This window comes from Paenilisteria portnoyi, from assembly GCF_014322795.1.
Lineage (GTDB): Bacteria > Bacillota > Bacilli > Lactobacillales > Listeriaceae > Listeria_A > Listeria_A portnoyi.
The window spans coordinates 120,227-146,709 of the sequence record NZ_JAASTT010000001.1; the positions used below are offsets into that span (position 1 = coordinate 120,227).

23 protein-coding genes are annotated in these 26,483 nt (G+C 40.9%); 5 read left to right on the plus strand and 18 right to left on the minus strand.

The window, feature by feature from the left end; genetic code table 11:
- Nucleotides 1-90: 90 nt before the first annotated feature.
- The 12 genes from rny to HCJ66_RS00660 form a co-directional block, all read right to left on the minus strand.
- Nucleotides 91-1,653, minus strand: a complete 1,563-nt coding sequence (gene rny / locus HCJ66_RS00605; protein WP_036080805.1) for a ribonuclease Y — start codon at nt 1,651-1,653, stop codon at nt 91-93.
- A gap of 340 nt (nt 1,654-1,993) precedes the next feature.
- Entirely contained in the window at nt 1,994-3,040 is a 1,047-nt protein-coding gene (gene recA / locus HCJ66_RS00610) for a recombinase RecA (protein WP_181675550.1), read from the minus strand.
- Between the two features lie 274 nt (nt 3,041-3,314).
- On the minus strand, nt 3,315-4,577 hold the full coding sequence (locus tag HCJ66_RS00615) for a competence/damage-inducible protein A (RefSeq protein ID WP_187131403.1): 1,263 nt from the start codon (nt 4,575-4,577) through the stop codon (nt 3,315-3,317).
- A gap of 94 nt (nt 4,578-4,671) precedes the next feature.
- On the minus strand, nt 4,672-5,250 hold the full coding sequence (pgsA, locus tag HCJ66_RS00620; RefSeq protein ID WP_187131404.1) for a CDP-diacylglycerol--glycerol-3-phosphate 3-phosphatidyltransferase: 579 nt from the start codon (nt 5,248-5,250) through the stop codon (nt 4,672-4,674).
- A gap of 121 nt (nt 5,251-5,371) precedes the next feature.
- Nucleotides 5,372-6,331: a helix-turn-helix domain-containing protein gene (locus tag HCJ66_RS00625; protein ID WP_187131405.1), complete on the minus strand. Its 960-nt coding sequence runs from the start codon at nt 6,329-6,331 to the stop codon at nt 5,372-5,374.
- Nucleotides 6,332-6,365: 34 nt separating this feature from the next.
- Entirely contained in the window at nt 6,366-7,100 is a 735-nt protein-coding gene (gene ymfI / locus HCJ66_RS00630; RefSeq protein ID WP_187131553.1) for an elongation factor P 5-aminopentanone reductase, read from the minus strand.
- 148 nt (nt 7,101-7,248) lie between these two features.
- Nucleotides 7,249-8,532, minus strand: a complete 1,284-nt coding sequence (yfmH, locus tag HCJ66_RS00635; RefSeq protein WP_187131406.1) for an EF-P 5-aminopentanol modification-associated protein YfmH — start codon at nt 8,530-8,532, stop codon at nt 7,249-7,251.
- On the minus strand, nt 8,525-9,808 hold the full coding sequence (gene yfmF, locus HCJ66_RS00640) for an EF-P 5-aminopentanol modification-associated protein YfmF (protein ID WP_187131407.1): 1,284 nt from the start codon (nt 9,806-9,808) through the stop codon (nt 8,525-8,527). Before yfmF ends, yfmH begins: the two co-directional genes overlap by 8 nt.
- Before the next feature lie 123 nt (nt 9,809-9,931).
- Nucleotides 9,932-10,882 carry an ABC transporter permease gene (locus tag HCJ66_RS00645; protein WP_187131408.1) on the minus strand — a complete coding sequence of 317 codons (951 nt, stop codon included), beginning with the start codon at nt 10,880-10,882 and terminating at the stop codon, nt 9,932-9,934.
- Nucleotides 10,879-11,931: an ABC transporter permease gene (locus HCJ66_RS00650; protein WP_181675558.1), complete on the minus strand. Its 1,053-nt coding sequence runs from the start codon at nt 11,929-11,931 to the stop codon at nt 10,879-10,881. Before HCJ66_RS00650 ends, HCJ66_RS00645 begins: the two co-directional genes overlap by 4 nt.
- Nucleotides 11,924-13,459, minus strand: a complete 1,536-nt coding sequence (locus HCJ66_RS00655; RefSeq protein WP_187131409.1) for an ATP-binding cassette domain-containing protein — start codon at nt 13,457-13,459, stop codon at nt 11,924-11,926. The genes HCJ66_RS00650 and HCJ66_RS00655 overlap by 8 nt, the downstream gene beginning before the upstream one ends.
- 385 nt (nt 13,460-13,844) lie before the next feature.
- Nucleotides 13,845-14,912, minus strand: a complete 1,068-nt coding sequence (locus HCJ66_RS00660) for a BMP family ABC transporter substrate-binding protein (RefSeq protein ID WP_187131410.1) — start codon at nt 14,910-14,912, stop codon at nt 13,845-13,847.
- A 308-nt stretch (nt 14,913-15,220) separates the two neighbouring features.
- On the opposite strand from HCJ66_RS00660, the gene proG reads away from it, so the two are divergent.
- Nucleotides 15,221-16,063, plus strand: a complete 843-nt coding sequence (gene proG / locus HCJ66_RS00665; RefSeq protein WP_187131411.1) for a pyrroline-5-carboxylate reductase ProG — start codon at nt 15,221-15,223, stop codon at nt 16,061-16,063.
- 51 nt (nt 16,064-16,114) lie between these two features.
- Here the strand turns inward: proG and HCJ66_RS00670 are convergent, their stop codons facing one another.
- Together HCJ66_RS00670 and HCJ66_RS00675 are read right to left on the minus strand one after the other, a co-directional pair.
- A complete protein-coding gene (locus HCJ66_RS00670) occupies nt 16,115-18,403 on the minus strand; it encodes a DNA translocase FtsK (protein WP_187131412.1) in 2,289 nt (762 codons plus the stop codon).
- Between the two features lie 150 nt (nt 18,404-18,553).
- The gene (locus HCJ66_RS00675; protein WP_425489587.1) at nt 18,554-19,450 is read right to left on the minus strand and encodes a YitT family protein; all 897 of its coding nucleotides are present in this window, start codon (nt 19,448-19,450) and stop codon (nt 18,554-18,556) included.
- A 238-nt stretch (nt 19,451-19,688) separates the two neighbouring features.
- Between HCJ66_RS00675 and trhO the strand changes: the two genes are divergently transcribed.
- A complete protein-coding gene (gene trhO / locus HCJ66_RS00680; protein ID WP_187131414.1) occupies nt 19,689-20,630 on the plus strand; it encodes an oxygen-dependent tRNA uridine(34) hydroxylase TrhO in 942 nt (313 codons plus the stop codon).
- Between the two features lie 48 nt (nt 20,631-20,678).
- On the opposite strand, the gene fni is transcribed toward trhO, so the two are convergent.
- The gene (fni, locus tag HCJ66_RS00685) at nt 20,679-21,734 is read right to left on the minus strand and encodes a type 2 isopentenyl-diphosphate Delta-isomerase (RefSeq protein ID WP_187131415.1); all 1,056 of its coding nucleotides are present in this window, start codon (nt 21,732-21,734) and stop codon (nt 20,679-20,681) included.
- Nucleotides 21,735-21,771: 37 nt separating this feature from the next.
- On the minus strand, nt 21,772-22,134 hold the full coding sequence (locus HCJ66_RS00690; protein WP_187131416.1) for a DUF1033 family protein: 363 nt from the start codon (nt 22,132-22,134) through the stop codon (nt 21,772-21,774).
- Nucleotides 22,135-22,298: 164 nt separating this feature from the next.
- On the opposite strand from HCJ66_RS00690, the gene HCJ66_RS00695 reads away from it, so the two are divergent.
- The 3 genes from HCJ66_RS00695 to yidC all read left to right on the plus strand — a co-directional run bounded on the left by HCJ66_RS00695 (nt 22,299) and on the right by yidC (nt 23,842).
- Complete coding sequence (locus tag HCJ66_RS00695) at nt 22,299-22,580, plus strand: acylphosphatase (RefSeq protein ID WP_187131417.1); 282 nt, start codon at nt 22,299-22,301, stop codon at nt 22,578-22,580.
- Between the two features lie 115 nt (nt 22,581-22,695).
- Nucleotides 22,696-22,974 carry a hypothetical protein gene (locus HCJ66_RS00700; RefSeq protein ID WP_187131418.1) on the plus strand — a complete coding sequence of 93 codons (279 nt, stop codon included), beginning with the start codon at nt 22,696-22,698 and terminating at the stop codon, nt 22,972-22,974.
- 43 nt (nt 22,975-23,017) lie between these two features.
- A complete protein-coding gene (gene yidC, locus HCJ66_RS00705; protein WP_187131419.1) occupies nt 23,018-23,842 on the plus strand; it encodes a membrane protein insertase YidC in 825 nt (274 codons plus the stop codon).
- 53 nt (nt 23,843-23,895) lie between these two features.
- Here the strand turns inward: yidC and HCJ66_RS00710 are convergent, their stop codons facing one another.
- Nucleotides 23,896-25,383, minus strand: a complete 1,488-nt coding sequence (locus HCJ66_RS00710) for a HAMP domain-containing sensor histidine kinase (RefSeq protein ID WP_187131420.1) — start codon at nt 25,381-25,383, stop codon at nt 23,896-23,898.
- Complete coding sequence (locus tag HCJ66_RS00715) at nt 25,380-26,063, minus strand: response regulator transcription factor (RefSeq protein WP_036078578.1); 684 nt, start codon at nt 26,061-26,063, stop codon at nt 25,380-25,382. Before HCJ66_RS00715 ends, HCJ66_RS00710 begins: the two co-directional genes overlap by 4 nt.
- Between the last annotated feature and the right edge of the window lie 420 nt (nt 26,064-26,483).

The following is a 26,483-nucleotide window of genomic DNA, read 5'->3' on the forward strand; positions in this document are numbered from 1 at the left end:
GCCTTGTTTTTTTGCATCGCGCAAGGAAATTGCTTACCTGTAAACAATAAAACACGTAGCTCCAATGAGGAAACTACGTGTTTTATGTGATTACTTCGCGTACTCTACAGCACGCGTTTCACGGATAACAGTCACTTTTATATGACCAGGGTATTCGAGTTCTTCTTCAATTCGTTTTCTAATGTCTCGTGCTAGGCGATAAGAAGCTAAATCATCGATAGAATCAGGTTCTACGATAATCCGAACTTCGCGTCCAGCTTGAATGGCATAAGATTTCTCTACACCTTCGTAAGACTCGGAAATCTCTTCTAATTTCTCTAAGCGGCGAATGTAATTCTCTAATGTTTCACTACGAGCACCAGGTCTTGCAGCTGATAAGGCGTCTGCTGCTGCCACTAGAACAGCGATAACAGATGTTGCCTCTGTGTCACCATGGTGAGAAGCGATACTATTAATAACAATATCATTTTCCTTGTATTTCGTAGCAAGTTCGACACCGATTTCGACGTGACTACCTTCAATTTCATGGTCAATTGCTTTACCGATATCATGAAGGAGTCCGGCACGTTTAGCCATCGTTACATCTTCACCAAGCTCACTAGCCAGAATTCCAGCTAATTTCGCTACTTCTAACGAGTGATTCAAGACGTTTTGCCCGTAACTTGTACGGTAGCGTAAACGACCAAGAATCTTGATTAAATCTGGGTGTATTGAATGAATACCAACTTCGAATGTCGCTTGTTCTCCAACTTCGCGGATATGTTCATCAACCTCTTTACGAGCTTTGTCGACCATTTCTTCAATCCGTGCTGGGTGAATTCGTCCATCTTGTACGAGTTTCTCCAAAGCGATTCGCGCGATTTCACGGCGAACAGGATCAAATCCGGAAAGGATAACTGCTTCTGGTGTATCATCGATAATTAAATCAATACCAGTGAGCGTTTCCAGTGTACGAATATTACGGCCTTCACGACCAATAATTCGACCTTTCATCTCATCATTCGGTAGAGTTACAACACTTACTGTCGTTTCAGCAACATGATCCGCTGCTGAGCGTTGTATAGCTAAAGAAAGAATATTTTTTGCTTTCTTATCTGCTTCTTCCTTCGCACGAGTTTCAGATTCTTTCACCATCACTGCTGTATCGTGTGTTAGTTCCTCTTCTACTTGGCTCAAGATAACGTTCTTAGCCTCATCCTTGGTAAGGGCAGATATTCTTTCTAACTCTACTTGTTGTTTCCTGCTCATCTCTTCAACTTTGCTTTCTTTTTCTTCAATTTGTTGTTGACGTTTACTGATACTCTCCTCTTTTCTTTCAAGAGTTGCTTCCCTTTTACTTAAAGAAGTATCTTTTCTGTCGAGGTTTTCCTCCCTTTGCAATAAGCGATTTTCTGATTTTTGTAATTCCCCTCTTCGCCCACGAAGTTCATTTTCGATTTCAGTACGTAACTTATGATTCTCTTCTTTTCCTTCAAGTAATGCTTCTTTCTTCAAGGTTTCTGCTTCTTTTTTAGCGTCTTCCGTGATTAATTCAGCCGTTCCTCTAGCAGCGGCAAGTTTCCGCTCAGAGCTTGATTTATAAATTAGAGAACCAACAACCAGACCGACGATCAAGAAAAGCAAGCTGGAGATGATTGTGATTACGAGTTCCATCCTTACACCTCCTTTGCTATTCAATTCTTTTTAATGGTTATGTCGGTTGTCAGAAATGTTCCTGACACGCGTGTATTTTTTCATTTTTAAATGTAAAATATACAATCTAATTCTATCTGTCAATCCATGTATTGTCAAGGAAAGCGCAAAGATGTAAACGGAATCAAAAAAATCCTCATAAAAAAAGGAATTTATAGCAAGTGGAGGGTATTAAAAACGAAGATAAGAGGCTGGGTCATAACTTAGAATCCAGCTCTAAAAACGCAAAAAAAAAGAAAAGCAGAAACCCCTGTATAGAGCCTTTATAAAAAATGGCTCTATACGAGATTCCTGCTTTTGATTAATCTTCATCAAGTAAATTGATTTCCTCTGGCAACGCTTCTTCTGATAAGTTAGGTTTCACATCGATTTCGTATTCTTGACGTACGCGTTTTGAGATTTCATCGCGAATTTCTGGATGTTCTTTCAGATATTGTTTCGCATTCTCACGACCTTGGCCGATACGCTCTTCGTTGTAAGAATACCATGAACCACTCTTATTGATAACGTCAATTTCAGACGCCATATCAACAAGTTCACCTTCACGTGAAATACCGAAACCATACATAACGTCTACTTCAGCAACACGGAATGGTGGCGCAACTTTGTTTTTTACGACTTTAATTTTTGTTTTGTTCCCAATAACGTCTGTCCCTTGTTTTAGTTGTTCTGCACGTCTTACTTCTAAACGAACAGTAGAGTAAAACTTAAGGGCACGTCCACCTGGAGTTATCTCAGGATTACCGAACATAACGCCTACTTTTTCACGAATTTGGTTGATGAAAATTGCGATTGTCTTGGATTTATTAATTGCACCAGATAATTTACGCAAAGCTTGGGACATAAGACGGGCTTGTAAACCAACGTGAGAGTCTCCCATTTCGCCTTCGATTTCGGCACGTGGTACAAGTGCTGCTACGGAGTCAATAACCAAAATATCGACAGCACCACTACGAACTAAGGCTTCGGCGATTTCCAATGCCTGTTCCCCAGTGTCTGGCTGTGACAGCAATAGCTCATCAATGTTAACGCCAAGATTCTTCGCATAGGCTGGATCTAATGCGTGCTCCGCATCGATAAATGCTGCTGTTCCACCTTGTGCTTGTACTTCTGCAATAGCGTGTAAAGCAACGGTTGTTTTACCTGAGCTCTCTGGTCCGTATACTTCGATGATTCTTCCTCGTGGATAACCACCGACTCCAAGTGCGATATCGAGAGCTAAAGAGCCACTTGATATCGTAGAAATATTATGATCTGATTGTTCCCCTAACTTCATAATGGAACCTTTACCAAATTGTTTCTCGATTTGTTTTAACGCCTGATCTAAGGCCGCTTGACGATCACTCACATTATTGCCTCCTAGTCTTTATATATATCTAATTTCATGTAAAAACATTGCTTACCATATACAATTTAGTGGTTGTTTTTACTGCCTATAGATACTATACCTTATTTTTTGAAGATATACAAGCAAAAAGCGAATATTTGTTCGTATTTTTTCTGCGCACGATATTTTTCTCTGTCCGCGGTAACATTCCCTTCCTAACCGTGCCTTTATTATAGCCGTTTTGTAAGTATTCGTCTAACCTTTTTTTAAGGCTGTTTGCGTTGATTTTGCACCCTTATTTCTCTTTTTTATCGAATTTCTCGTCCAAAAAAGCTTTAATCAGCGCAAAACCTTCTTTTACAGCTCGGCGGCGATTATAATTACGGTCGCGATTGAAGATATAACGGTAAGCTAACGTAGGATTACCAACAACGCTGAGGCCAATCCATACAGTCCCAACAGGATTTCCTTCTAGCGATTCAGGACCAGCAACACCAGTAAAACTTATTCCCATATCTGTTTTGCAGAGTTTGCGAATGTTATCTGCCATTTCTATCGCACAAGCTTGGCTGACAACGCCTTCTTGTTCAATCGTTTCATTGGAGACGTGTAACAATTCGTGCTTTATCTCTGAACTATATGTGACCATGCCACCTTTGAAAATTTTAGATATTCCCGTCGTGCCCCCGAGTTCTGCTTGAAATAAGCCTGCTGTGAGGCTCTCTGCGGCGGAAATAGTCATGTTGGCTTCCATGAGTTGTTGGATGACTAAATCGACGAGTGTGACGTCCCCTGAGCCGTATATGTAAGCCCCGTCGCGCTTAATAATTTCTTCTTCTGTCTCCGCAATCAACCGCAACGCTTCTTCTCTTGTTGTTGCGGAAGCAGTAAGTCGGATGACAACTTCATTTTCCCCGGCATAGGTCGCAATGGTCGGGTTGGTTTGTGATGCAATCATATCTTTTAAATCGTCCGCTAATTTCGACTCGCCAATGCCGAAAAAACGTATTATTTTGGATTCTAATATAATTTCGCGCTCGCTATTTTTTAGTAGCAGTGGTTTGGCGTATTTCGTAAACATTGGTTGCATTTCTGATGGTGGACCAGGAAGTAAAATATAGGTATGCGCCTTTTCTTCTAGGAACATGCCAGCCGCAAAGCCGAAATCATTGGACAAAACCTGCGAACCTGCGATGATTTCTGCTTGGCGTTTATTATTTTCGGACATCTTGTCTTTTCTAGCCGCAAAAAAATTCTCTATTCTTGTCAGATGCTCGGTATCATACATGATTCCTTTTGCCAGATATCCTGCTAGAACTTGTTTGGTAATATCGTCTTCTGTCGGTCCTAATCCACCTGAAAAGATCAGGATATCGCTGCGTTTCTCGGCAATTTCAATGACTTTTTTCAAGCGTTCAGGGTTATCTCCAACAACGGTATGATGGTATACATAAACGCCACATTCAGCAAGCTCTTTTGATATGAAGGCGGCATTAGAATTCACGATTTGTCCTAACAATAGTTCGGTTCCAACTGCAATAATTTCTGCACTACGCATAAAAACACGTCCTTTCTACTTCTTATATATTACAACTTCTTATTTGAAAGACAAGAAAAACGACCTATCCTAGTTGATAGATCGTTTTTTTTAATTACATAGAACCTTTGAAGATATTCCGGTTTTTGTAGAAATAATCCCAGCCTGACCAGACAGTGAAGAAGGCACAAACATATAGGAATACAAGGTCAATGCGAATACCGGTCCATTCGAACGGCCAGTTGTGAAGCAGCAATAGTGGGATTGCAATCATTTGTGTAAATGTCTTGATTTTACCCAGTTGCCCAGCTGCCATTACTTCGCCGCCTTCTACAAGGAGTAAACGCAAGCCTGTTACCGCAAACTCGCGGCTGATGATGATAATGATAACCCAAGATGGTGCAAGATGTTGTTCTACTAAAATGATAAAGGCCGCAGCGACAAGCAATTTGTCGGCTAACGGATCGGCAAATTTACCGAAGTTTGTAATTAGGTTATACTTCCTCGCTAAATGGCCGTCAAACCAGTCTGTTAACGCGGCTACAATGAAAATAATTGCAGCGATAATGTTAGAAATAGGAATAGTAGAATCAAGCCATGTCACTGTTCCAAGTCCTAGCGGAGCCACGCATAATACGACAAAAATTGGTATCAGAATGATGCGGGCTACCGTTATTTTATTAGGTAAGTTCATCTTTTTTTCATCCCCTCTTAAATTAAAAATATGTAATAATGCAGCGTGGCAATAAACGCTTATTTTCATGCTTGATGCAAGAGGAGTAAGCATTTATCGCCACGCTGTCATAAAAAATCTGTTATTCCGCACTACTGTCTGAACTAGTATCAGACGAATCGGAAGTTGTTCCAGTATCTGTACTTGCAGCCAGATTAATCGTTAATTTTTGCGTAATGGAATCTTTAGCTAATTCCGCCGCTTGATCATTGATTTTCATTGTTACTGGTGTGGCATTTCCGACGGTTATCTTGGCAGATTTACTGCTTGCCAAATCGAATGTTTTCGTTTCACCGTCAGCGATAATACCGCCAAAGATGCTTGAATCAGCGTCGTCGGTTACTTGAATCCAACTTTCGCCACCAGATAAGGTGAATGTTACAGAAAGCTTGTCTGCGTTAGAAACGGTGTATGTCGTTGCATTTCCAGACGTTTCAGCTTTAATTTCTGTTTTCTTTGGTTCTTCTTTTTTCTCAGGTGTTGTATCTTTTTTAGTATCTTCTTTTTTGGTTGTTGTGTCTTTCTTGGTGTCGGAATCACTCTTCGTTCCGTCGTCCACTTTGATCGTTGAATCCCCAGTGCTCGTGTTATTTACTTCATTACCTGATCCGCCAGCGTTGTAGAAGGCGAAATACCAAATTACGAAGCCGATAACGACGATGAATAGGGCAATCAGAATTTTTGGAACGAGTCCGAATACGGAATGTGTTGTATGCGGATTGTCATTGCCCGGTTGACTTGCAGCCAGTGGAGCGCGACGTTGCTGTGCGCGTGTGATCTGCTCGTTTACAACGGCTTCTTGACTCGTAGCTGGAACTTCATTCTCAAATTCTTGAAAAAGTTCTTCGCTATTTAAATCAACAGCCTCTGCGTACTGCTTAATAAACGCGCGTGCATAAAATTTACCTGGCATTACAGCATAATTGCCTTCTTCAATTGCGACAAGATAGCGCTTTTGAATCTTTGTTATTTGTTGTAGATCATCAAGACTGAGACCTTTTGTTCGCCTTGCATTTTTGAGTTTCTCACCTAGTTCGGTCAATTTTAAACACCTACCATTACATAAAATCTTTTTCTTACCTCATAAACCATCCACCATCTAGACGCATCGTTTGTCCAGTTATATAACTTGCGCGCTCGCTTGCTAAAAAGACGACCACTTCCCCAACCTCACTCGGTTTTGCAAATCGGTGCATCGGGATATCCGTTAATAGAGCTGTCTTCTCTTCCTCGTCAAAAAGGTGATTCATTTTTGTATCTACCATTCCTGGAGATACTACATTAACAGTTGTGCCTGATGCGGCTACTTCTTGAGCCAGCGCTTTACAAAAAGCAATCTGCGCTCCTTTTACAGCCGAATAAGCCACTTCCATCGCAGCCCCAACTTCTCCCCAGATAGAACTAATAAAAATAATTCGTCCAGCGTCACTTCGTTGCAACTTCGGAATCCATTTCTGCAATAATTGCATCGGAAAATGAACATGGATATCCCATAAATTCTTTATCTCCTGGTCAGGCATGTCTTGGAATAAGCCATAATAGCTATTTCCAGCAGCGTGAACAAATACATCTAATTGAAAAATTGATTCTTGCAACCGTGATATGGCCTCAGAATTAGTAAAATCAGCTTGAATCGGGATAACATCCACCTCAAAAAGAACTAACTCTTCTCGCAGTAGTGCAATCGCCTTCTCGTTACGATAATAATGTAAATATAGGTGAAATCCTTGTTTTGCAAGCGCAATCGCGATTTCTCTCCCTATGTCTCCACTCGCTCCAGTAACTAGCGCGTATTTCGTATCTTCTCTCAAAGCCGATGATTCCCTTCTATCCATTTCTTTCATCATAGCATGACTCGTCTCAAAATACCATTTTTTTTATCAAGTTAAAGAAATCTTAAAGATTCTCAGCATGGTGGAAGTCATGTGAAGCAGTTTGTCAGGGGTCCGCCACAGGCTTTCACTCAGGAACAATTTGGAATGTTGTTATACGATCCTCTATATAAATTCGTTTCAAGAAAGCTTCTACATCCGCTACCGTAACAGCTTCAATGGCAGGTAAGATGTCAAATAAAGATGCTTCTTCAAAAATATATTGCGAAAACTGGTTTGCGATAAATTCCGGTGAATTCAACGAGCGCAGGAATTGCCCCATTTTTTTGCGTTTTAGAAGTTCCAAATCGGTTTCTTTAAATCCAGTTTTTAAGGCTTTTTCGAACGTTTCCTTAATTTTTTGTTCCTGTAAATCTGGGTCTTTTGCGTCGCCACCAACTAGAACAAAGGAGAAGCTGTCTTGTAAACTATAATCAAATCCGAACGTGTCGTCAATAATACCTTGGTCGTATAATTCTAAATAGGCGTCTGATGTCGTGCCAAACATTAATTCCAGCAAGATATCTGCGGTCATTTCATGTTGCACAGCCTCTTTTCCACGCAACAAACCGATATCCTCTTTAATCGCTACGAGATTTTTCGCGATTTGAACGGGGAATTTCAATGTTTTTTTTGCAACAGCTACAGATTTCGGTTCATCTGGGAAATGGCGCTTCACAGGTTTTGCCGGTGCAAATGATTTTTTCGCTTGGTTATTGCGGACTTGTTCAATCGCTTGTTCCGGATCCACGTTGCCAACGATAAATAGAATCATGTTGCTTGGGTGGTAAAACGTGTTGTAGCAAAGATATAGCAAGTCTTTGTCGATTTCTGCGATCGATTCGACGGTACCTGCGATGTCAATTTTTACAGGATGATGATGGTACATGTTTTCAATTGCGCCGAAATAAACACGGAAATCCGCATCGTCATCGTACATTTGGATTTCTTGCCCAATAATGCCTTTTTCCTTTTCAACAGTCTCTTCTGTAAAATAAGGTTCTTGCACGAAATCGATGAGTGTTTCTAGGTTTTCTTCGACGTTAGATGTACTTGAAAAGAGGTATGCCGTGCGTGTGAATGATGTGAAAGCATTGGTGAAAGCGCCTTTTTCACCGAATTTGAAAAACACATCGCCATCTTCTTTTTCGAAAAGTTTATGCTCTAAGAAATGCGCAATACCATCTGGAACGCGCGTGAATGCTTCTTGACCTAGTGGCACGAATTCATTGTCAATCGAGCCATAATTCGTGGTGAAAATCGCGAAAGTCTTGCTAAAACCGTGTTTTGGCAGAACATATACTTGTAAACCATTATCTAACGTTTCATAATAAACAGCTTCTTTTAATTGATCGTAGCTTTTTTTATTCATTTGAATCGGCTCCTTTGCTTAGGAAATAGATCGTGTCGAGTTCAAACGATTCTGCGGCAGCAACTACTTCTTCTTTTGTAACCTCGGAAATGCGTTTTAACCAGTTTGTCAGGTCAAGATTTGCTTTTTTCAATGTGTTATTATAGGCAAGTTCAATCAGGCCTTGCGCTTGGTCATTAGCCTCTAGCAACTGATTCGATAGCATCGCTTTGGTCTGAGATAACTCTTCTTCTGTGAAATCGCCGGCTTGCATCGCGCCCACTTGTTCTTTGATGATTGTCAGCGCTTGATCATAATTTTTCTCATCAATACCCGCAGAAATCAGCATGAAACCGTGGAACGAGTCAATTCGACTACTCGCGTAATACGCCAAACTTGCTTTTTCACGAACATTAATAAAAATTTTCGAGTTAGCAAAGCCACCAAGTAAACCGTTGGCGAGCTGTAATGGCACATAGGCTTCTTCACCGAACAAAATATTTGTGCGATATCCAAGGACTAGTTTTCCCTGATTGATTGGTTGATTTTCTTTGACTGTGTTGACGTTTTGAGGATGAATAGGCGCTATGACATCCAAATCACGGTATTCCCGGTTCGCAAATGGAAGCTCTTTAATAAGCGGAATAACGTCCTCTTTCTGTACATCACCACAAATGAATAAATCAATCGTATCTTCGGCTAAAAATTGTTGGTAATAGTCATATAAATCAGCACTCGTGATGTTTGGGATGTCTTCCAACACGCCAGCCGCACCATATTTATAGTTCTCATCAGCGAACATGATCTCGGTTAAACGTTTGTTGGCATAACGAATTTTGTCATCATAGACACTTTCCAAGCGTTGTGCCAAATTCTCTTTTTCACGGGCAACGGTTGCATCATGAAAGCTACCATTTGTCACATTAGGGTTGAAAATGATTTCCTGAATCAGCGTGAAGGCTTGTTGGAGCAACGTGTCGCCATTAGGCACAAATTGGCCATCAACCATATCGAGAACAGCCGTAATAATATGCTCATTCCCTTTTTTGTCCACAGATGCATAAAAATTAGCCCCATATAAGCTCGCTAATTCTTTACGGAAAGCAGTTTGTGTCGGATATTTCTTCGTATTTGTTTCAATTAATGCCGCGATTAATGCGCGTTTTGTTGTTGTAGCACGGTCGAGTGGTGCTCTGAATTTAAATACAATTTTATTGGATTTATATTTGTCAGAAGGAATAAGCGTTAACTGAATGGCGCCAACTTGTTCTTTATATTCCTGTTTTTGAGTTGTCATAAAAAAATCCCTCCTTATTTGGCTAAGCACTGTTTATTGTACCTTATAATCTCTCGCTAAACAAATGCTATAGACTAAAAAACACCCAATTTCGCGAATACTGACGAAATCGGGTGTTTGTGGTCATTTTCCTTTGATATAGTTGACGCCATCTGCTTTAGGTGCTTCGGATTTACCGATAAGACCAACTAGAGCAAAAATCGTTAATACGTATGGCGCAACTTGCAAGTAGACATCTGGAATTCCACTGAAGAATGGTAGTTGTCCACTGATAATGCTCAGACACTGCGCAAATCCGAAGAAAATCGCAGCTCCCATAGCACCAAGCGGATTCCATTTACCAAAAATCATCGCGGCTAAGGCCATATAACCTTGCCCAGAAATCGTCGCATGACCGAAATCAAGCGTAAAGGATTGGGCGTAAACTGCGCCACCTAGTCCACCTAGAATACCAGAAATGATGACACCTTGGTATCTCATCCAACGAACTTTGATTCCCATTGTGTCTGCTGCTAGTGGATGTTCCCCAACTGAGCGAAGACGCAAGCCAAATCGCGTTTTATAGATGACGAACCACGATATAATCGCTACAAGAATCGCTACATAACTCATGACTGGGACGTTTTTGAAGAAAATATCGCCAATCACTGGAATATCTTTTAAAACCGGGATATCTGGTTTTCCGAAATAGTGTTTAATTTGATCGGTTTGCCCTTTGTCATAGATAACTTTGACAAGAAATAGGGAAATACCGAGTGCTAAAAAGTTAATCGCGACACCACTGATAACATGGTCAGCGCGGAAATTAATCGTTGCAACGGCATGTACAAGTGAGAAAACGCCACCGACAAACATACCGGCTAAAAGCGCAACCCAAGGCGTCCAGTCACCGAAGACATCGGCAAACGTCAAGTTAAAGACGATTGATGAGAAGGCCCCCATAATCATCATACCTTCGAGACCGATATTGACAACCCCGCCTCGTTCAGAGAAAACGCCACCGAGCGCTGTGAAAATGAGTGGTCCAGCCATTAATAATGTACTAGAGACAATAATCGCTAAAGTCGAAATCATTTTGTTTTCGCCCCCTTCGCAAATTTATCCATTGCCCAGCGGATAATATAACTGGATGCAACGAAGAAGATAATAAGCGCGATAACCACGTTTACTAGCTCATTTGGAACTCCAGCGACAGCAGGCATGTTTAGCGATCCTACTTTTAGCGCTCCGAATAGAATGGCAGAGAAAATAATACCGATTGGTGAGTTACCGCCAAGTAAAGCAACGGCAATACCATCAAATCCAGTACCAGGAGATGTCGGTAATACGTAAGCTGTACCGTAGTTTCCAAGGCCTTCCATTGCGCCTGCAAGTCCGGCAAGTCCACCTGCGATAATCATCGAGATGACAATTGTTTTCGCGACGCTCATCCCTGCATATTTAGAGGCATTTTGGTTGAATCCGACTGATTTCAGCTCATAACCAAATGTCGTTTTATTGATGACAAGCCACATGATAAGTGCGCAGCCGACCGCAATCAAGATTCCCCAGTGAAGTGACGAGTATTGCGTCATTTCTTGTAGGAAAGGTGATTGAAGAGAAGCCGATGCTGGAACTTCTTTTGTTTTGTCCATTTGTTTCGTGAGGACGTTTTGCACGATATAGTTGAAAATATATAGCGCTGTATAGTTTAACATGATCGTTACGATAACTTCATTCACTTTTAGCGTGGCTTTTAGAATACCGGGAATGAAAGCCCAGAAAGCACCACAGATGATACCTGCTAAAAGAGCAAGTGGTAAGTGAATCCATTTATCTAAGCCGTCGAATGTTAAGCCGACCGCAACGGCACCAATCCACCCCATTAGGAGTTGACCTTCTGCCCCGATATTGAAAAGTCCGGCTTTGAAGGCGATTGCGATGGAGAGACCGACTAAGATATAAGGCGTTGCTTGGCGGATTGTTTCTCCAAGGTAGAAGGAATCGCCGAATGCACCTTGGAATAGGGCAATGTAGGCATCCACTGGATTATACCCGAAAAGTAACATGATGAGGGCTCCGAAAAGTAAGCCAAGGATAACAGCTGTAATCGGGATGACGAGGGCTTGTATTTTCTTAGACATGTGTTTTCTCCCCCGTTTCCGCTTTTGCAGATCCAGCCATTAGAAGGCCGAGTTCTTGCTCGGTCGTTTCTTCCGGTTTCACGATAGCCACGATTTTTCCTTCATAAATGACAGCAATACGATCACTCACATTCATGATTTCGTCGAGTTCAAAGGACATCAACAAAATCGCCTTTCCTTCGTCCCGTTGCTCGATAAGGCGTCTATGAATAAATTCGATGGCCCCTACATCAAGTCCACGTGTTGGTTGTGCCGCAATGAGAAAATCAGGATTTCGGCTAATTTCACGGGCAATAATCGCTTTTTGTTGATTCCCACCGGAAAGTGCTTTAGCCGCCACGTATTCGCTACTTGTACGAACGTCGTATTCCTCAATAAGCTTGCGAGCAAAGTCATACATTTCTTTATGATTCAAGAAACCTTTGTTAGAGATTGGTTTTTGATAATAGGTTTGTAAGGCAATGTTTTCGCCAAGAGACATTTCTAGAACAAGACCATGTTTATGACGATCTTCCGGAATATGACCAAGGCCTGATTCCGTGATACGACGCGGTTTCTTATTTTCGATATGCTCGCCTTTTAGTAAAATTGAGCCATTTGTTGTTTTTGTTAATCCGGAAATAGCTTGGATAAGTTCACTTTGACCATTCCCATCGACCCCAGCAATACCAACGATTTCACCAGCACGCACGGTAAGATTTAGGCCGCGAACGCTTTCGACGCCACGACTTTCTTTTACGACAAGGTCTTTTACTTCAAGCACATCTTGACCAGGATTAGCAGGCGTTTTTTCGGTTGTAAAGACAACTTCACGACCAACCATGAGATTTGCCAATGCTTGCGGACTTGTTTCAGGAACATTGACTGTTCCCATTCCTTTACCACGACGAATAACGGTGACACGATCGCAAACGTCCATAATCTCTTTTAATTTATGTGTGATGAGAATGATCGATTTCCCCTCTTTAATAAGTGTGCGCATAATCGAGATAAGTTCTTTAATCTCTTGCGGTGTCAGAACAGCAGTCGGTTCATCAAAAATAAGAATATCTGCGCCACGATATAATGTCTTTAAAATTTCGACACGTTGTTGCATACCAATCGAGATATCACTTATTTTAGCATTTGGATCTACTTTCAAGCCGTAGCGATCTGAGATGGCACGGATTTCTTCAATGGCCTTCTTCTTTTCGATCACGCCAAACTTGCTTGGTTCTTTCCCTAAAATAATATTTTCGGCTACAGTAAATTTATCGACAAGCATAAAATGTTGATGCACCATGCCGATTCCGAGGTCATTGGCTTTGTTGGGGCTATGGATCGCCTCCACGCTTCCGTTGACACGAATTTCGCCACCATCTGGTTCATAAAGTCCAAACAAAACATTCATCAGTGTTGATTTCCCAGCACCATTCTCACCTAGCAGCGCGTGAATTTCGCCACGCTTTAGCTGTAAGGTAATGTTATCGTTTGCTACAAACCCAGAAAACTCCTTTCTGATCCCTAACATTTCAATAACATAATCCACTGTCTCACTCCCTTTATAATAGCTGATATCCACTTTTTTCACGTGAATGGATTGATTTCTTTTTTGATGTAAACCGTTTTACAAGATCTGCATGTATGTAAAAAAGTTCTCTCTTAATTCGTGAATAAAGCGAAGTATGTAGTCTTCCAAAAAAGTCATCACCTTATTCTATTTCTAAATGCGCCACATTGCAATTCCTTTTTCGTAAAAAAGCATAAAAATAGACGATATTTTATAAAAATATGCTTTTTGACCTAAGATTAGAGAATATAATCCAACGTTTTATAGGTTTAAACGCTTACAATACGAACGAAAAATAAAAATCATTTAACATTATTAATAAAAAGCCGGCGTAACACCGGCTTTTTAACTTAATAGGCAATTATCAAGGTTTTTGTGGAACTTTAATATCGCCATCAATGATTTTTTGTTTATATTCGTCGACTTTAGCTAGAACTTCTTTTGATAGGTTATCTTGGCTTTCAGAAAGACCTACAGCATTTTTATCAAGACCGTATTCGATCTTATCGCCACCTGGGAAGTCCCCTGCTTTTGTACGAGTTGCTAAATCATCAACCGCGATATCAACACGTTTGATTTCAGATGTTAGTGTTACATTATATTCTTTGCCGTCGTTTGCTGTGACAGCACCTTCGTCCCATTGGTCACGGTCAACACCGATTACCCATACGGCACGTGCTGGATCTTTTTTCTTCAAGTTTTTAGCTTCAGCGAACACACCGTTACCAGTTGCACCAGCTGCGTGGAAAATAATATCTACGCCACCGTTATACATACCAGCTGCGATTTGTTGTCCTTTATCTGCTTTTGCAAAATCATTTGCGTATTGTACTTTTACTTCTGCTTTCGGGTTTACAGCCTTTACGCCTTCTGTGAATCCAGCTTCAAAGCGATCGATAACCGCGCCTTTTACACCACCGACAAATCCAACTTTGTTTGTCTTAGTCGTTAAACCAGCAACAACACCAACAAGGAATGAACCGTCTTGATCTGCGAATCCGATACTTACAACATTATCGCGATCTGTAATCGTGTCATCAACAAGCGCAAATTTGTCTTTTGGTTGTTGTTTAGAGACATCTTCAATAGCGTCTTTTAGTTTGTAGCCAATACCATAGATAAGACTGAAATCATTACGAACGGCTGTGTTTAGGTTTGTTTTGAAATCGGCTTCTGATGCAGATTGCAAGTAGTTATAGCCATTTGTTCCTTTTTCAAGGCCATTAGCTTTCCCAAACTTTTGTAAACCTTCCCACGCTGATTGGTTAAATGAACGGTCATCTACCCCACCAGTATCTGTTACCATTGCTACAGTAAAATTATCCTTGTCGCCACTACTCTTCTTGCTGTCATCTGATGATCCACATGCACCAAGCACAACGCCTGTTGCCATAATCATGGATAGTGCTAAAGCAAATGTACGTTTTTTCACCTTAAAACCCCTCCCGAGAGATAAAATTGTAGTTATTAGCATCCCAAGTACGAACGATTAGAAAATATGTATGATTTAAGTTCCCCTTTTGCTGAATCTAACGACATTCCTTGAAAACGGATACTCTAACTCTTTTTAATATACCATGGAATATCAAATAAATAAATATCGAAGCTCAAAGTAAGTATTCCAAATATATTCTGAATAGTATTTCTTTTCGTAGTGTAAAAGGCTTGCAAGTGTCGCCAAAGATTTGCATAATAGGTATATGCTTGGAATAGAAAGCATAATTCTAAAATAGAGACGAGATGATTAGCGTGAAAGTTGGATTTATTGGTTACGGTAGTATGGCGGATTTGTTGACGCGCCAGTTTTTAGCACACGCAGATATTGCGCCTAAAGATTTGATTATTTATACACGTTCCGAAAATGCGAAATTACAAGAAATTCATGAGTTATTCCCTGAGATTACGATTTCCAAGACGAGTCTGGAAGTTTTCGAACAAGCAGAGCATACATTTGTTTGTGTGCTGCCACTTGGTGTATTGCCTGTTTTGCTGGAGAATAAAGAGGCTCTTTCTAGTGACAAACATGTGATTTCGATTGCAGCTGGGGTTTCTGTAGAGGATTTAAAACAAGTGACGACGAATGCGCAATATAGTAAAGTGATTCCTTCTCTGACAACATCAGTAGGGATTGGAACTAGTTTAGTGAATCATGATATGGCTGTATCTGCTACAAATCAAGCGTGGCTGAATCATGCATTAGGAACTTTTAGTACAGTGCAAGAAGTTGCGGAAGAAAATATTGATCTGGCCAGTGATTTGACGAGTTCCTCTCCAGGGTTTATCGCCGCTATTTTTGAGCAGTTTGTACAAGCTGCCGTTCGCAAGTCGAGTCTGACGGAACCAGAAGTTTTCCAAATGATAAGTAACTCCTTAGCGGGGACTTCTAGATTATTGGCAGAGCAGGGCTATACATTCGATTCACTGATTAAACGCGTGGCGACAAAGGGTGGTATCACAGCGGAGGGTGTTGAGCTTAGTCAAGATAAGTTACCTGCATTTTTCGATGAATTACTGCAACGAACAGAAGCGAAATACGACGATCACCATGCTGAAATAAAAGAACAGTTGAAAGCATTATTTTAATAAAAAGGCGCAGGATGAAGAATTGTCCTGCGCCTTTTTATTCATGAAAAATTATTCTTCGTATTCCGGGATGTCACCAATATTCACACGGCGTGGCTTACTGCCTTCATGTGGTCCGACAACGCCGCGCTGTTCCATTTCATCTATGATTCGTGCTGCGCGATTGTAACCAATTCTGAATTTGCGTTGTAGCATGGAGACAGACGCTGTTTGCATTTCACGGACAAGTTCCACTGCTTCGTTATAAAGCTCATCTTCTGCTTCTACGGCAACATCAGGCACCTCGTCAGGAATCATATCTTCGTTATATTGCGCTTTTTGCTGGGCAACGACGAAGGATACGATGTCCTCTACTTCTTGATCGGAAAGGAACGCCCCCTGAATACGTACAGGTTTGCTAGCACCAACTGGAAGAAATAGCATATCTCCGCGTCCAAGCAGTTTTTCAGCGCCTCCCATATCTAAAATCGTACGAGAGTCAATCGAACTCGACACAGCAAATGCAATTCGTGATGGAATGTTTGCTTTGATGACGCCAGTAATGACGTCAACAGACGGACGCTGCGTCGCGATGATTAAATGAATCCCTGCTGCACGTGCCATTTGTGCCAATCGTGTAATCGCATCTTCCACATCATTGGAAGCGACCATCATTAAGTCGGCTAACTCATCGACAATCACGACAATAAACGGTAATTCCGCTTGCTTTGCTTCATTTTGCTCATTATGTTGACGGACATGCGCATTATATCCAGCCATATTTCGTGTTCCTGTATGCGAAAATAAATCGTAACGCCGCTCCATCTCTGAAACTACTTTTTGAAGGGCTTGCGCGGCTTTTTTAGGATTGGTGACAACAGGTGCCAGTAAATGAGGAATCCCATTATACACGTTTAATTCGACCATTTTTGGATCAATCATCATCATTTTCACTTCATGTGGCTTGGCACGAAGCAATATACTGGTAATGATACCATTGATACATACGGATTTCCCGCTTCCTGTAGCTCCTGCAACCAATAAATGCGGCATTTTGTCGAGGTTGGCAACAATAGCGTCTCCTGAAATATCGCGTCCTAAGGCAATCTGTAATTTCTCATCAGGGCGATCACTCGGATTGTTTTCCAGAACTTCACGCAGCGCAACCATGGCTACTGTTTGATTCGCAACTTCGATACCGATGGCTGATTTGCCTGGTATCGGTGCTTCGATTCGGATGTCTTTTGCAGCGAGTGCTAAGGCAATATCGTCGCTCAGTCCTACAATCTTACTTACTTTCACACCGACAGAGGGCTGTACTTCATATTTTGTGACCGCTGGGCCTAAATGAACCTGTGTTATTTTGGCTTTGACACCGAAACTCTCGAAGGTCGACTCTAGCTTTTGTGCGTTCGCTTTAATTTGGTCGTATTCTTCGCTCTGATCGGTTGGTTCTGCAGGTGTTAGTAAATCAATGGGTGGTAGTTGATAAATTTCGTTTTCAAATGATTCTTGCTGAAAAGTAATTGGTGCCACTTCTTCGCTGGAGTCTGATTTTTGTTCTGTCGCTTTTTTCTCCGCTTCTTGTTTTTTCTGGAAATTGGAGATGATCGGTGGTAATTTTGGTTCCACTTTTTCAGTCTCGACTTCAAGAACTGGCTCAGCTTCTATCAATGGTTTTTGCTTAGGTTTAGGCTTTGTCGCCTTTTTAGGTTTTGGTTTACGATTTTTGCGATCCTCGAAAAACTGGTTTAGTTTATCGAATATACCATGAAGGAAAGTTGCTATTTTGGTAAATGCCGTTTTTAGTGGGATGCCTGTTACTAAAGATAAGCCGTACAATACTAAAATCGTGGCGATACTGTTCGTGCCGATTCGATCCACTAAAAAATATGTAATCGCTACAATCCCAGATCCAATAATCCCGCCACCGACTTGATCAATCTGACTCGGATGCCATAGGTTCTGACTTAAAAGTTTCCACATAGAACCAAATACCGTAGCCCCGTCTGCGAGCACATGCGTCACATACCACATCTCGACAAACGTTAGCAAGCCAATGAAAATGAGATAACACCCGTTCAATCGTTTTGTGAACAGGTTTGGAACTTTCCCTTTAAAAACAAAATAGATGCCTAGAATAGCTAATCCCATGAGAAGGACGATAGCTAGTTCGCCTGCAATAAATTCACCGAGTGCATAAACTAATCGGCCAATAAAGCCAAGTTGAAATAAGCCTATCAAGCTTAACCCTGCTACAATAACACCACTTATCTCAAAAGAGTAAGATTTTGCTGTTTGCTTCTTTTTTCGCGTCGCTTTTTTTGAGCGAGACGATTTTTTCTTTGTTTGATTTGCCAAATTCCCCACCCTATCCTCTTTTTCGCTTTTCGTATTCTAGCATTATAGCACAGAACATGAAGATAATCCTCCAACTTTAGTACGAAATACGAAAATACGTTCTTGTTTTTTCGTGAAAAAGATGCTCCCAATAGAGAACATCTTCATAGTCTATAAGTGCGGTGTTTTCTTATTCATCATTTTGCCACCGCGAACTTCCGACATATTGTTTCCAACCGCAAGAAAAGCGCCGGGATCAATGTCATCCAGAATGGAAATCAACTTAGGTTCTTCAAAGCGAGAGATAATAACGAAAACTACTTTTTTTATGTCACCAGAATATCCACCTGTAGCATCGATGTAGGTCACACCTTTGCCGAGTTGGTCGATGATTTCTGCGCCAATTTTTTCGTAATGATGGCTGATAATAAAAGCACTTTTCGATTCGTCTAAACCGCTAATGACAATATCGATCACTTTATAGGCTAAAAAATACGTAATCAGGGAATACATGGCACGATCCCAATTGAAAACAAGCCCTGCTACTAAGAAAATCACAATATTGATTGCCATAATAATTTGCCCGGTCGAAAATGGTGTTTTTCCGTTAATGATAATGGAGACAATCTCTGTGCCATCAAGCGCACCGCCACTTCGGATAACAATACCTACACCTAAGCCGAGTGTGACGCCGCCAAATACCGTTGCGAGCAGTAAATCATCAGTGACAGGTTCTAAATCATGTAGTACGAGTGTTACTGCTGACATGACTGCGATTCCATATAGTGTGAAAAGTGCGAAACTCTTGCCTATTTTACGATATCCAATAATGAAGAACGGGATATTTAACACAAAAGTCAAAACACCAAGTGGCGCTGGCGTTAGTTGTGAAATGATGATGGAAATCCCTACTATTCCACCGTCGAGGATGCGGTTATTTACTAGAAATAGCTCTAGACCAACCCCCATTAAAATAGCGCCGAGTGTAATGAATAATATTTTGTAGATGAACCACTTTGTTTTATTACGCTTTTTAACGAATACATCTTGTACAATTGTTTCTTCCAGCGGTGTTTCTCCTGATTGCAATACGAACCACTCCCATATTCTCAAGTTCTCTTTTTTACTACCATAAATTATATCATACAATGAGGGTAGGTTAAATAATTATTTCATATATTGAACTATTTTCATTTCGAATTGTCCTGTTAACCCTTGCATAATTAGCCATAAATATAGTATCATAGACAATGCGCAAACTAGGAAATTCACTTTTCCAATAAAATTAATTAAGGGTGGTTAGAACATGAGCAGCTATCAAGTGTTGTTATATTACAAATACACAACGATTGATAATCCTGAACAATTCGCAGCCGAACATCTCGCTATGTGCAAGGAAATCGGTCTTAAGGGGCGGATTTTAGTGGCAGAGGAAGGCATTAATGGCACTGTTTCAGGAACTATTGAGGAAACGGAGAAATATATTGAAGCAATGCATGCAGACGCACGTTTTGCGGACATGGTATTCAAAATTGACGCGGCAGACAAGCACGCATTCCAAAAAATGCACGTACGTCCACGCCCAGAAATTGTTTCCCTTTCACTTGAGAATGACGTCAATCCTTTAGAAATTACAGGGAATTATATGGAGCCGGAAGAGTTCCGTGAAGCCCTAAAAGATGAAAATACCGTGGTTTTAGATGCTCGAAACGATTATGAATTTGATCTAGGTCATTTCCGTGGTGCGATTCGTCCAGATATTGAGACATTCCGCGACTTACCAGAATGGGTGGAAGAAAACCGTGAGATGTTTGAAGATAAGAAAGTAGTAACATATTGTACGGGTGGTATCCGTTGCGAGAAATTCTCTGGTTGGTTGAAAACAGCTGGTTTCGAGGATGTTTCACAACTACATGGTGGTATCGCGACATACGGTAAAGACGAGACTATCAAAGGCGATCTTTGGGATGGGATGATGTATGTGTTTGATGAGCGCATCGCTGTTCCGATTAACCGTGTGGATCATACGATTGTTGGTAAGGATTACTTCGATGGCACACCTTGCGAACGTTATATCAACTGTGCGAATCCATATTGTAATAAACAAATCCTTGCGTCTGTCGAGAACGAGGAAAAATATTTACGCAGCTGTTCCCATGAATGTCGGACACACCCTGCAAACCTATATGTAAAAAAACATGCGCTTAGCCCAGAAGATTTGGAAGCCCGTTTAGCTAGTGTCAAATAATTAAAAAGAGGAGTTGTTTACCACGGTTTTGGTAACGACTCCTCTTCTTTATGTCCGGTTGGCGAGATGTTCAATATTAACATGTCTTAGTTCCGCAAATTGATGTAATTCCCCTTGAATGAGTAGCGATTTTTGTGTTAATTCTGGTACTGATTTAGCGCCAAGTAATGTCATGACGCTTTTCAGCTCATTTTTCCAACCAAGCAACATCTGGATGGTCTGCTCCACATCTGTTTTTTTTAATTGATGCAACACAGCGCCAGCAACACCGACAGATTTAGCTCCGAGGGCAAGACATTTCACAATATCAAGTGGTGTTTTAATGCCGCCAGATGCCAGAATTTCGGCAGAACTATTTTGGCAATCGAGCAAGGATTCAACGGTTGTAAAACCCCAATCTTCCAAGAATTGATAGGCTCCGTCGCGCCTGCGATCTGTTTCGATTTTTGCAAAATTAGTACCACCTTTACCGCCGAGATCAATGGTTTTTACCCCGGTATCTTGCAGTTGTTCCATCACTTCCCGACTCATTCCGAAGCCGACTTCTTTCACGATGACTGGGAATTCCTGAATGGCGACGATTTTTTCAATAGCTTGTTGCCAGTTAGAAAAATCGCGATCCCCCTCCTTCATCACCAATTCTTGCGCGACATTAATATGTAGTTGTAAAGCATTCGCACCGAGCATGTCAACGGCTCGACGGGCATTATCCACGGAACTATCCGCACTCAAATTCGCAAAAATAGGACCATCTGGATTCTCTGTTCGAACGATGCTATATGTACTGATGAGATTAGCGTCATGCAGCGCCGCTGATTGCGAGCCGACTGCCATTGCCAAACCAGTTTCACGCGCAATAATTGCCAATTGCTGATTCAATTGTTTTGTTCTAGCGCTGCCACCGGTCATCGCATTAATGTAAAACGGTACATCAAACGGCTGTTCCGCAAAATGAGTCTGTAGCGACACGTCTTCTTTATGAAAATCAGGTAGGCTTTGCGGTGCGAATCGAATATCCTGAAATGCCGTCGAATTAGCATCATACTGCCCATAAGCAAGCGTGATATGCTCATCTTTACGGCGTGATCGTTGTTGTTCCTCCATTTTTTTATCCCCCTCCCATCAAAAAAACACCTAAAAATCAGGCGTCCTTTGACAAATTTAGTTTTTCTTCAAAAGAAAAATAGGTTGCCAGTTCGTCCGATGTTGGCTCATATACACGTTCATCAGCAAACAAAATCAATCCGTGGAATGTTTGAATATCATCGTCGCATTCCTCGCAATATTGTGTTTCATCCTCCGACCAAGTTGCTAGTAGAACATTTTTTTTGACCGCTTTATTCGGATAAGTTGCCATTAGCTCTTCAGCCAGTGCCTGATATTGAAGTATCGCCTCATTTTTCTCTGTATACACAAACGATGATTCGATATCCTTTCGCCAGTCTTCAAAAAACCACCAAGGTTCGTATTCTCCTTTTGTCACAATGACTTGAAATGTCGCCATCTTCCAACACCTTACTTTCATTCTCTTCATAATATGTAAAACTATTATAGCACAAGGCTTGTGAAACTCACTGTAACTTGCTTTTGGCTATGTTATTTTTTGAAAAATGCGCGCAAAAAAGGTACACTAGGAGTACTAATAAAAAAGGATAGGTGATTAGACTTATGGCTCGTAAAACCGTCATTATGCGTGTAACTGGAATGGTTCAAGGCGTTGGCTTCCGCTATACCACCAAGCATCTGGCTTATAAGATGAACATTAGTGGCATCGTCAAAAATTTGCAGGATGGTTCTGTTGAAATTCAAGCGATTGCTGAAGAAGCGGATTTAGAAAAATTTATTGAAGCGGTAAAAAAAGGACCATCTCCATCAGCACGAATTGGTGAAGTCTATATTTATAAAGATGCTCCTGTCGAAGAACGTAAAACATTTGATATTGAATACTGATAATGATGCTTAGTTTGGGGCTTTCGCTAAGTTATGCACACGGAGCTTGTCTTTCTGATTGATTTCCATTATAGTTAAGGCTGTACTTATTTTAGATTGGAAGGAGTGATTGCGTGTGTTTGAAACTTTAATCCAGATGGCGCTCGGACCAGAGTATGTTTCGTTATATGTGACCTTTTTCATGACAATGGCTGTGTTCAGGTATTGGCCAGTTCTGGCGATGGTGAAACCTACGATGGTATTGCATACGAAACATCTATGCATCACGCCACTTCCTGTTATTCATTGGAAACCTACGGAAACGCGCCTGCTTAGCTTTATTATCATATGGCTCGTCCAAGCAATAACACGTTTTTCAAATACAGACGATGAATATTCTTTGTCTTTTTCCTAAGTAACCGATACAAAAGAACTTACATTTAGGAGGAAATAAGACTTTGAAAAAGAAAAATATATTATTACTCATTATGATTGCGGCGCTGTTTTTTGCGTTGGCGGGTTGTAGCATGGACCCTTCTCAAAATACGGATGGTTTTTTCTACGTATACCTCATTAAACCGTTTACAAGCGTGATTGAATGGATTGCTTCGATATTCGGTGGGAATTATGGTATCGCGATTATCGTAACAACATTGGCAATCCGTGCCTTGATTATGCCGCTAAACTTGCGTACTGCTAAAGCACAGATGGGTATGCAGTCCAAAATGGCGGTTGCCAAACCAGAAATTGATGAAATCCAAGCACGATTAAAAAGAGCGACTTCGAAGGAAGAACAACAAAAAATTCAGCAAGAAATGACGGCCGTTTATTCTAAATATAATATCAATCCGCTACAAATGGGTTGTTTGCCACTTTTGATTCAAATGCCAATTTTGATGGCGTTCTACTATGCGATTCGCGGATCTTCTGATATTGCGCATCACGAATTTCTTTGGTTCAGCTTAGGTAGTCCAGATATGATTATGGCGATAATCGCCGGCGCTGTGTATTTACTACAGTATTTCGTTTCACTGATTGGCTATACACCTGAGCAAAAGAAACAAATGAAGATTATGGGACTCATTTCACCAGTCATGATTCTCTTCGTCTCCCTCTCCGCACCAGCAGCTCTTGCGTTATATTGGGCAGTCGGCGGACTTTTCTTAGCAGGTCAAACACTCCTCACGAAAAAACTATACATGAAAAAACATCCAGAAGTAGAAATGATGGAAAAAGAAGAAAAAGAGATTGAGCAATTAGAACACGAGCAAAATAAAAAATAGCAAAAAAGACGTTTCCAAGATTCGTTCGTGAGAGCTTTGGAAACGTCTTTTCGCTATTCTGCTTTATCCTCATTTTGCTCAATTAGTGGGAGTGCAATGGTAATGGTTGTACCAACATGATCCACACTCTCGGCATGAATGGAACCAAGATACCCACTGACTAATTCTTTTGCAATGGCAAGTCCTAGACCATTACCGCCAACTTCACGACTACGCGCTTTATCGACGCGATAGAAACGGTTGAAAATCTTATCAATTTCATCTGCTGAAATACCGACGCCATAATCTTTAATAGAGACTTTAATTTTATCTGCCTCTTTATAGATATGCATATCAACTTGTTTGCCGTCACCAGAGTATTTCACGGCATTATCTGCAATAATAATCAAAATCTGCTCTAAATGATTGTGCTGGATCATTGCATGTAAATCTTTATCGTCTTCGGCTAATGTAAATGTGAAATCTTCGTACATGACTTCAAAATTACGCCTCACCTGCTCCAGGACATCATTCACGCACACAAGTTGCAGTTCTTTTGTTTGCGAAATTTGCTCTGCTCGCGATAAATCAAGCATTTCTTGCACGAGTTTTTTCATTCGTTCTAACTCAGTTAACGAAGCATGAAGCGATTCGTCAAGCACCTCAGGATCATCTTTACCCCAACGGTTCAGTAGCTTTAAATGCCCTTCCATAATTTGTACCGGGGTTCGTAATTCATGCGAGGCATCTTCTACAAACTGTTTCTGTTGCTCAAAACTACGTTCAATTTGTACCATCATATCATTGAAAACAATAGTCAATTCGCCGATTTCATCTTTTGTGATAACAGTTGGTTCTATTCGCTTTTGGAAACCGTTATTTCGAATATCGTTCATTGTTTTTGCCATTTTTGTTAGTGGATTTAAGAAATTTTGCGCGAGTAGATAGCCGAGCATACCACTAATAAATAAGGCTACAGCGCCAAGTAAGAACATCGTTGCGAGTAGTTTACCCATCATGCTGTTGTAGGATGTCATCGGATTGATAACTTGAATATATCCGATAATACTGGCATTGTCCGCTTTTTCGATAATGGGGATTTGGTACATAACCATTTGTTGGCCCTGCACGGTAGGCTTAGACAATGCTGGAGTTGGTTGCTTCACCAAATAATTGCTATAATCATTTTTTGCGTAGGCCTTATCATTATTCTGACCCGCCGTATATTGTTCAATTAGTTTCCCATCTTTATCGTAAAAAACAAGAACTTGATCCTCCAGGCGGGATCGTAATTCTATATTGTCTTTTACGATTGGTCCAATATTTTCGCTGGTAATATTCTCTGCTGCGCCAGTTAATTCGGCATTATAAATGGCAGCAGATGCCGCATACGCCGCCGATTTCACCGTGTCATCCTTCTCGTCTAGAAGCATGCTACCGATACCTTGATAAATGGCAAAGGAGAATAAGAAAAATGTTAAAAATATAGCAGCACTTGCTCCAAACGTCCATTTAAATTTCAGTGACCGGCTCTTTAAAGAAAATGTATTTGGTGTTGTCATGTACGCATCACATACCCCGTGCCACGCACTGTTTGAATATAACTCTCGTCATCGTTTTTATTATCGATTTTGTTTCGTAAATACCTCACGTACACATCCACGACATTCGTTTCAACTTCGGTTTCATAACCCCATACTTTATTTAAAAGTACTTCACGCGTCAATACGATATTTATGTTTTCCATCAAGGTTAGCAATAATTCATATTCGCGTTTCGTCAAATCGATAATATCTTCACCACGCTTCACGATACGGCTTTCTTTTTCAACAACAATATCACGATATTCCAATGTGGTTTGCTTTGTCTCGTTCTCACTCGTTTCGATACGTCGTAGTAAAGCACGAAGCCGCGCTAATAATTCTTCGATAGCGAACGGTTTGACAATATAATCATCTGCACCATGATCAAGACCTGAAACGCGGTCAATAACGGAATCACGCGCGGTAATCATAATAATCGGCGTTTCTTTGACTTGACGAACGCGCCGACAAACTTCCACACCGTTTAGCTGCGGTAGCATTAAATCAAGTAGGATTGCGTCCCATTCTTCCGTAATCGCAAGCTCTAGACCAGCACGACCATCATTGGCAACAGCGGTCTCATAGCCTTCATGTTGTAACTCTAGTTCTATGAAGCGAGCTAAATTCTTTTCATCTTCTACAATAAGTATTCTATTCATCAACTATCCCCACCTTCAAAAACCAGATATCTTCCTATTACCATTGTAACTAAAATCGCGGTAAAAACAACTAATAACAGTCTGTTTAGGGAATTTCTTTGTAGATTTTCATGGGATTCTCATTGTTGAGCATTTTATGAAGCGTCTTGTGCTGAATTAGATGCTCAATATGCATGAGAGTGGAGCGAGCAGGTAATCCATCAGTGGGTTTTATGCGCCGAATCTAGGAACAACTAATGGAACGAATAAGGATTAGTGAGCTTGGAAGTGTTTGGAGCTGATAAACTGTAGGAAGGCTGGGTCTCGTATGAAAAAGAATGGTGACTTATCTCGGAGGAAATAGAGATAAGTCACCATTCTTTTAAGTGCTGAATCTGAGGCGTCGTCGTGCTTGGCACCTCCGGATCCGGCTTCAAGAGC